Origin of the sequence: Planotetraspora phitsanulokensis, from assembly GCF_016863295.1 — a bacterium.
GTDB classification, from domain to species: Bacteria; Actinomycetota; Actinomycetes; order Streptosporangiales; family Streptosporangiaceae; genus Planotetraspora; species Planotetraspora phitsanulokensis.
In genome coordinates, this window is the sequence record NZ_BOOP01000065.1 from 1 (window position 1) to 7208 (window position 7208).

The window sequence follows — 7208 nt, forward strand, 5'->3', positions numbered from 1 at the left end:
AGAGGCCTGGCCTCTGGCGACCGGCGCATGACGATGGCGGTGGCACAGGTCGGCGAGTGGCTCGGGCTCGGTGGCTCGATCCTGGCCAACCTGTTCAACCCGCGAGTGATCGTCATCGGAGGCTATTTCGCCTCGCTGGCCCAGTGGCTGCTGCCACACGCACAAGATCAGCTGCAACGGCTCGTGGTGGCAGCTCCAGCCGCCCAGTGCCGATTCGTCGCCTCCACGCTCGGCTTCGGCGCCGCCTCCCGTGGCGCGGCGAGCATGGTGATCAACCACATCATCGACGACTCGACCACGATCATGGATTTACCCAGGCCGGCACCTTACTGACGGCCCCACAGACCTGGAGACGGCACTCTCCAGCAACCGCAATATCCGCTACCACCAAGTGGCAACAAGCGCGGCGGCGCGCGCCTTGCCTGACATCCCCCCAGTCAGGAAGGGTTTTTCATGTCACCACGTCATCGAACGTGGGCCAGGCTGCTCCACGCAGCCCCGCCAGAAAACGGACGACGCCCGAGACGTCGCACCGCGACCACGATGGCCTTAGCCCTCATCGCCCCTTTCATCACGCTCCTCCCGACGCTGGTGAGCGCCGAGGCCGCCACGGCGGCTGAGCCCGCTTTCAAGGTCGCTGCAGCGGCGCTGCCGCAGCCGTCCGCGCCTGCCGCCAAGCCCGCACCACCAGACGCCGGCTTCAAGGTGCTCGTGGTGCGCAGCACCCAGGACGCGGTGTCGTCGGCCGGCCTGGCCGCGATCCGGGATGCGGCCAGAACCGGTCATTTCACGGTCGTGGCGCCCGGGCCCGCTGACGTGGGCGACCATTTCACGGAGAAGAAGCTGGCGCAGTACCGCGCGGTCGTGTTCTTGGACACGGGTCACGCGAGCCCGCTCACGGACGCGCAACGCGCGAACTTCGAGAGCTACTTCCGCGACGGCGGCGGCTTCGTCGGCGTCGGCTCGGCGGTCGAGACCGACGAGTCCTGGTCGTTCCTGACTGACATCCTGGGGACGCGTGCGTCCGGCAGGACCGACGTGCAATCGGGTGACGTGAAGGTCGCCGACCGCGTCCACGACGCGAGCAAGGATCTGCCGCAGTTCTGGTCGCGGACCGACAACTGGTACAACTTCGCGAAGAACGTCCGCGGTGTGTCACACGTCCTCGCCACCGTCGTCGAGGACCCGTTCGGGCCGCAGCCGCAGGGCGCCGACCTCGACGGGATCGCCGGGGGCACGATGGGCGCCGATCACCCGGTGTCGTGGTGTAAGGACTTCCAGGGCGGCCGCTCGTTCTACACCGGTCTGGGCAACACGGCCGCGAGCTTCGACGCCGGCCTCACCAAGCACCTCAAGGGCGCGATCGGCTGGGCCGCGGGCCAGGCCGACCCGGTCTACAGCGATTGCGGCGCGACCGTGCTGGCCAACTACCAGCAGACGAAGATCGGCTCGCCGCCGAACCTGCAGGAGCCGATCGGCTTCGACCAGCTGCCGGACGGCCGCGTTCTGCAGACGGACCGCCTCGGCTCGCTGCGCATGCACGACTCGACCACGGGCGTCACCACGGTCGTCGCCAACTTCGCCGATCCGAGCCTGCCGATGACGCAGCAGATCTACTCCGCGGGCGAGGACGGGCTCTATGGCCCGGCGGTCGACGCCAACTTCGCGACCAACAAGTGGGTCTACCTCTACTACTCGGCGAAGGAGGTCACCGACGTCAAGCTGAGCGACGGATCGGTCGTCACCCAGATCACGCCGAACACCACCCCGCCGGACGTGGCGGCGTCCAAGACCGCGTGGGATCCTTACGTGGGCTATTTCCAGCTCAGCCGCTTCAAGTTCGTCGACGCCACCGACAGCACGCCGGCGCACCTCGACATGGGCTCCGAGCAGCAGATCATGCGCGTACCGGTCAACCGCCAGGAGTGCTGCCACGTCGCGGGCGACATCGACTTCGACAAGCACGGCAACCTCTGGATGGTCACCGGCGATGACACGCCCGCGGGCGGCATCAACGGCGGCGGCTACGGGCCGTACAACTCGCAGAAGACCGACGAGCAGCAGACCGTGCGCGTCACCAACGCGACGGGCGGCACGTTCACGCTGACCTTCGAGGGCCAGACGACGGAGCCGATCGCGTGGAACGCGGATCGCAATGCGATCGACGCGGCGCTCGAGGCGCTCTCGAACATCGAGGCGGATGAGATCCAGACCAGCGGCGGCCCGGTCAACACGTCGAACGTCAACGTGTTCTTCCGCCGCGGCAAGCAGCAGTCCGATCAGCCGCAGATCACCGCCGACGGCGCCGGCCTGACCGGCACCGCCACGCCGGCGATCGCCACCAACACGGCGCAGGCGGGCGGCTGGTATCAGCGGCTCACCGGTGACTCGCGCCGCAGCGCGCTGAACACCAACGACCTGCGCGGCAAGGTGCTGCGGATCAAGGTCAAGGACGGCAACATCTCCGCCGCCGACGCCAACAAGGTCGACTTCGGCTCCGGCACGGGCGCCTACTCGATCCCGTCGGGCAACCTGTTCCCGCTGGTCGCGGGCGCGCCGCAGGACAAGACGCGGCCGGAGGTCTACGCGATGGGTTTCCGCAACCCGTTCCGGATCCAGGTCGACGAGAACGACGTGGCCTACATCGGCGACTACTCGCCCGACGCCCAGACACCGCAGCGCTCGCACGGCCCGTCGGGCACCGGCCGCTACGAGATCGTGCGCAAGCCGTCCAACTACGGCTGGCCGACGTGCTACAAGCGCGACCTCGCGCACTACGAGTGGAACTTCCACGAGTTCGCGCCCGGCACCACCACCCCGGGCACGCCGCTGAACAACCCGCCTCGGAAGTTCGACTGCGACGGGCCGACCCAGCGCAACGACTCGCTGTGGAACATTGAGGGCGGTCCGTCGGTCGAGCCGGGCCTGAGGGACGTCCCGCCGGTCAGCGACCCGGACATCTGGTACTCCTACCGCGACAACAACACGAGCGCGCCGCTCGGCACGCCGTGCGAGGCCTACTACGCGCCGACCCCGGGCCCGATCGCGCCCGGTTCGACGACCGAATGCCCGCGGCTGTTCCCCGAGCTCTACACCGGCGGCGTCGGTCCGCACGGGGTCGCGAAGTACCACTACGACGCGAAGAACCCGAACCCTAACAAGTTCCCGCCGTACTACGACGACTCGGTGATCATCAGCGAGTGGACGCAGGACACGCTGCGCGAGGTCAAGCTCGACAAGCAGAACAACCACATCCAGAAGATCAACAACTTCCTGGATTGCGGCAGCCGTGCGAACGCCGGGGCAGGCAGGTTCCGGTTCGAGTGCGACAACCCGATGGACGTGCAGTTCGGTTCTGACGGCGCGTTCTACATGCTGACCTACGGCAACGGGTTCAACGTCATCAGCCCCGACGCGGGCATGTACAAGTGGGAGTACGTCAAGGGCAAGCGCGCGCCGAAGGCCGTGCTCACCACGGACCGCACCGACGGCTCAACGCCGCTGACCGTGAACTTCTCCAGCGCCGGCTCGCTGGATGAGGATCCCGGCGACTCGATCCGCTACGAGTGGAACTTCGGCGACGGCTCGGCGATCGAGACCGACCCGAACCCGACACACACCTACACGCAGTCCGGCCGCTACACGGCCGTGCTGACCGTGCTCGACTCGTCCGACAAGCAAACCTCGACCAGCACCGTGATCACCGTGGGCAACACGAGCCCGACGGTGGTCGTCAATACGCCGGTGGAGGGCGGGACGTTCGCGTTCGGCGACGACATCCCGTTCTCGGTCACGGTCACCGACCCCGAGGACGGGACGGTGAATTGCTCCGAGGTGCAGGTGACGTTCGTGCTCGGCCACGACACGCACGGCCACGCCGAGGAGTCCGTCAACGGCTGCTCGGGCGTGCTCCACACGATCGCCGACGACGTCTCACACGGCGGCAACGTCTCCGGCGTGATCCAGGCGCGCTACACCGACCACGGCGGTCCGGGCGACGTCCCACAGCTGACCACGACCAGCCAGCACCAGATCCGCCAGAAGCACCAGGAGGTGGAGTTCGTCGTCAACCAGTCCGGCACCAACACGGCGACCAACACCGACGGCGGCGACGGCGGCGTCGGCGTGCACCGCGGCAGCCTGGGCTCGGGCGACTGGCTCCAGCTCAACGGCCCATTCAACCTGACCAACATCGATTCGATCACGTTCCGCGTGGCGGACGCGACGACCGGCCGCACGCCCGGGTCGCCGCTGGCGGCGATCGAGGTCCGTCAGGACTCGATCACCGGGCCGATCCTGACGACGGCCAACCTCGTGTCCACCGGCGGGACGGGAACCTGGACGAGCCAGACGTCCCCGGTCTCGATGTCCGGGACGCATGAGCTGTTCCTGGTGTTCCGCTCGGTCACGGGTGGCGCCACGGGCGGCAACCTGTTCAACCTCAACTGGGCCGAGTTCGTCGGCACGGGCATCGGCAGCTAGCGAGCCCGCCCGTATAGCGGCAAGAGAGAGAGAAGACACTAATGCGAAGAAGATTTCGCACATCGGTAGTGGCCGCCTGCGTGACAGCGGCCGCACTCATCCCCGCGGCACCGTCGTGGGCACAGGAAACGACCCCGCCGACGATCAACGTGGCGACGCTGTCGCCCTCTGCGCCGACCGGCCAGAACAACTGGTACCGCGACTCGGTGACGCTGAACATGTCGGCGACCGACGACGTCGGCATCGACAAGTTCCAGTACTCGCTCAACGGCGGCGCCGCCTACATCGACGTGCCCGTCGCGGGGGCGCCGGCGTCGGCCACGGCGTCGGCGGTGATCACGCAGGAGGGCAACACCAGCGTCCGGTACCGCGCGGTCGACACGTCCGGAAACGTCGCGGCGTTCCGCTCGATCTCGGTCCGGATCGACACGCGCGCGCCGGCTGCGTCGTACCCGGCGATCACCGACGGTCACGTCGGTCACGTCGCCACACTTATCCCGACGCGCACGGACCCCACTCCCGGCTCGGGCGGAGTGGCTGTGCTGAACATGTACCTCGACGGCAAGCTGGTCCCGCCGTTGCCGGTGCAGACCTCCGACCTGTCGCTCGGCGTGCACACGCTCGCGGTGCATCTCTCTGATGCTGCTTCCAACAGCGCGAAGTACACGCAGACGTTCATCGTGACGACATCGTTCGCGGACGTCGGCACGCTGATCGCCCGGTTCGTGACCGCCGGCAGCGTCCCGGCGGAGGTCGGCGCGGCGCTCCAAGCCAAGCTCGACCAGGCGAAGGCGCTCGCCGACGCCGATTCGGCCAAGCCCGCGCGCCAGGTCCTGAACGAGTTCGTCTCGATCGCCAACGCCCGGATCGCGCACGGCCCGGTCCGCAACACACTCGTGGGCGATGCGCGTTACCTGATCGACCAGCTCAACGGCAGGCCCGCGCCGGAGCCCGCGACGGGCCTCAAGTCTGAGCCCGCGGAGGGCCCGAAGTTCATCCCGGACCCGGTGCTCGCCCCGCTCCCGCACAACCCGCACGCCGACTACAACGTCCTGATCTTCTCCAAGACGACGGGATTCCGGCACGACCACATCCCGCACACCGTGGCCGCGATCCAGAAGCTCGGCATCGCGCACAACTTCAACGTCGACGTCTACGACCCGCAACTCTCGACCGTCACGCTGCCCACGAGCCCGTTCCTGAGCCTCGACACGCTCAAGCAGTACGACACGATCGTCTTCGAGTCCAACGTCGGGCACCCGGGCCCGCTCAATCCGATCACCGAGCAGCCGAACTTCGAGGCCTACATGAACCAGGGCGGCGGCTATGTCGGCATCCACGGGGCCGCCGACTCGTTCGAGGTCGGCACCTGGCCGTGGTACGGCAACCTCGTCGGTGGGTTCTTCACCAGCCATCCGAACGGCCAGAACGGGTTCGGCCAGTGCGGCAGCTGCATCCACACCGAGGTGGTGACCGAGGACAAAACGCACCCGGCGACCGCGCATCTCCCTGCCCGGTGGATGACGGTCGACGAGCTCTACAACTTCGACCGCAACATGCGGGCCGACGTGCACACGCTGCTGAGCCTCAACGAGGACAGCTACCAGCGCAGCCTCAACAGCGGCAACGCGGCCACCAACCCGCTGCAACTGATGAACGGCGACCACCCGATCGCGTGGTGCCAGAACTGGGACGGTGGCAAGGCGTTCTCGACCATCCTCGGCCACTTCCGGACGCAGTACTACGACGACTCGTTCATGCGGATCATCCTCGGCGGGATCGAGACGACCGCCGGCCGCAAGGGCGCTAACTGCTCGTCCTACCGCGAGACCAGCCTGCTGATCGAGGCCGACCGAGCGGCCGGGCTGCTGACCGCGGCCGCCGCGGACGCCGCCGGTGCCGCCCTGGACATCGCGCGGGACAGCTACCTGGCAACCAACTACACCACCGCCATCCCGGCGCTGAACTCGATCGTCGCCCTGGCGAACGACAAGGCCTCCGGCGACGCTGCGGCGCGTTCCGAGCTCGCGCGGCAGGCGCGCGAGCTGCGGGAGTGGATGCAGAACCTCAACCGCAACCGCTGACCCGTTCACGCGGCGGGGGCGGTGGATCGCCGCTCCCGCCGCGCTGACGCTGGAGCGCACCACTATCGCGGATTCATGCACGACCTTCTCGTGATCATCGACGAAACATCGGTAGGTGCCGCACGTGACCCATCCTCCGAAGGGAGCGGTGATGCGGTCGGGTCGACGCCCTGCAGGCGGCATTCGAACACTGGGTCCAGGCCGACGGCGGTTGCGCCGGCAGGGGCGATCACCGAGGCCGATCGCGAGGTCGTGATGAGCCGGCCGAATGAAATGAAAGAACGCGTTCCGCGACGCGGAGAACGGATGCGTCCGCGATCGGAGGGGAGGAAGATGACGGTGACCCTTGGTCGAATTGCCGGGCTGTCGCGGGCGCCGCCCCGCAGACCGGCCTCACGAGTACGCCGCGCCGTACTGGGTCTTCAGTCAGTCGAGAAGTCCTTCGGTCCTTGTGTGGCCCGGTGGCGAACCGAGCAGGACGTCGAGCATGCTCAGGGGAGCTTTAGGTGGTCGAAGTAGGGCGCTGGCGGGCGGTTCCGCGATGGTGCAGGATGGCTAGCATCCGTCACCTTTCCTATACGATCCGAGTGGTCGTCAGCATGCAGCAGCGTTGCGACCGATGTCAACAGGTTCGCGAAGACT

3 protein-coding genes are annotated in these 7208 nt (G+C 67.7%); all 3 read left to right on the forward strand.

Annotation, left to right across the window (positions count from 1 at the left end):
* Positions 1–333, forward strand: a 333-nt coding sequence (locus Pph01_RS42190; RefSeq protein ID WP_204078893.1) for an ROK family protein, incomplete at its 5' end; no start/stop codon positions are given.
* Positions 334–543: 210 nt separating this feature from the next.
* The gene (locus Pph01_RS42195; protein ID WP_204078894.1) at positions 544–4482 is read left to right on the forward strand and encodes a ThuA domain-containing protein; all 3939 of its coding nucleotides are present in this window, start codon (positions 544–546) and stop codon (positions 4480–4482) included.
* Positions 4483–4562: 80 nt separating this feature from the next.
* Positions 4563–6566 (forward strand): ThuA domain-containing protein, encoded by a 2004-nt coding sequence (locus Pph01_RS42200; protein WP_204078895.1) that lies wholly within the window; start codon positions 4563–4565, stop codon positions 6564–6566.
* The last annotated feature ends 642 nt before the right edge of the window (positions 6567–7208 follow it).

Excerpts from the sequence above, each read along its gene's own strand:
- Pph01_RS42195 (WP_204078894.1), top strand. The coding sequence starts at position 544 with ATGGCCTTAGCCCTCATCGCCCCTTTCATCACGCTCCTCCCGACGCTG.